Genomic DNA, 1487 nt, shown 5'->3' on the forward strand with positions numbered 1-1487 from the left:
AACGCGGCGGTGGCGGCGCAGCGGCTGCGCGACCGCGGCGCCGCGCGCGTCGCCGTGATCGACATCGACGCGCATCACGGCAACGGCACCCAGGGCATCTTCTGGGAGCGACCGGACGTCTTCGTCGCCTCGGTCCATGGCGACCCGAACCGCTATTACCCCTGGTATGTCGGCCATGAAGGCGAGACCGGCGGCGGGGCGGGGGAGGGGGCCAACCTCAACCTGCCGCTCGCCCTCGGCACCGGGGACGAGGGCTGGCTGGCAGCAGTCGACAGGGCGGTCGCGGCCGTCGACCGGGCCGGGGTCGACGCCGTGGTGGTCAGCCTCGGCTTCGACGCCTCGAAGGACGAGCCGCTGGCGGCGCTGCAGGTGACCGAAGACGGCTTCGCCCGGGCCGGCACGGCGATCCGCGGCCTCGGCAAGCCGGCCGCGATCATCCAGGAGGGCGGCTATGCCGTCGACGTCCTGGGCCGGCTGCTGGCGCGCTTCTTCGACGGCTTCTCCGGCTGATGGCGGCGGGGCATCTCTCGCCGGAGGACGCCGAGCGGCTGGTCCGTGCCCATTACGGCATCGCGGGGCGCGCCGAGGCGCTGAGCAGCGAGCGCGACCAGAACTTCCGGATCGAGGATTCGGCCGGGCGGCGCGTGCTGCTCAAGGTCTCCGACCCCGCCGAGGAGCGGCAGGTCACGCACCTGCAGACCGCGATCCTGCAGCATCTGGAGCGGGCGGATCCAGGTCTGCCGGTGCCGCGGATCCTGCCGGCGCAAGACGGCGCGGCGGAGATCGAGCTGGAACGCGACGGCACCCGGCGCGTGGCACGGCTGCTGTCTTTCCTGGACGGCGCGCCGCTGGCTTCCGTTCCCGCACGCTCGCCGCTGCAGCGCCGGCGGATCGGCAACCTGGTCGGCCGCATCGCCGTGGCGCTGAGCGACTTCCGTCACCCGGCCGAGGCGCATGAGCTGATCTGGGACATGGCCGGCGCGGCCCGGCTGCGCGACCTGCTGGGCGACATCGAGGATCCGGACCGGCGGGCGCTTGCCGCGGCGTATCTCGACCGTTTCGATGGGGTGGTGGCACCGGCCCTGGCCGGGTTGCGCCGGCAGATGGTCCATGCCGACGCCAATCCCAGCAACATCCTGGTCGATCCCGCCGATCCCGACACGGTGACCGGGCTGATCGATTTCGGCGACGCGGTGCGCACCGTGCTGGCCACCGATGTCGCCGTCGCCGCCGCCTATCACCTGGCGGATGACGACGATCCGCTCGGCCCGGCCGGCGACCTGATCGCCGGCTACCATGCCGCGATGCCGCTGCGGCCGGAGGAGATCGGCCTGCTCGCCGACCTGATGGCGACGCGGCTGATGATGATCGTGATCGTCGGTGCCTGGCGCGCCCGCCGCCATCCGGAGAACCGGGCCTATATCCTGCGCAACAACCGGACCGCCTGGGCGCGGCTGCGCCGCCTCGCCGGCCTCGACCGCCAGGCC

Annotated in this window: 2 protein-coding genes; both read left to right on the forward strand. The window is 73.1% G+C overall.

The genetic code is table 11. From position 1 onward, the window contains the following. The coding region (locus tag P409_RS34065; protein ID WP_034849217.1) for an arginase family protein at window positions 1-510 on the forward strand (510 nt) is incomplete at its 5' end. Further along, window positions 510-1487, forward strand: a 978-nt coding sequence (locus tag P409_RS34070) for a phosphotransferase (protein ID WP_034849220.1), incomplete at its 3' end; no start/stop codon positions are given. The genes P409_RS34065 and P409_RS34070, both read left to right, overlap by 1 nt.

Origin of the sequence: Inquilinus limosus MP06, from assembly GCF_000767795.1 — a bacterium.
GTDB lineage: Bacteria > Pseudomonadota > Alphaproteobacteria > DSM-16000 > Inquilinaceae > Inquilinus > Inquilinus limosus_E.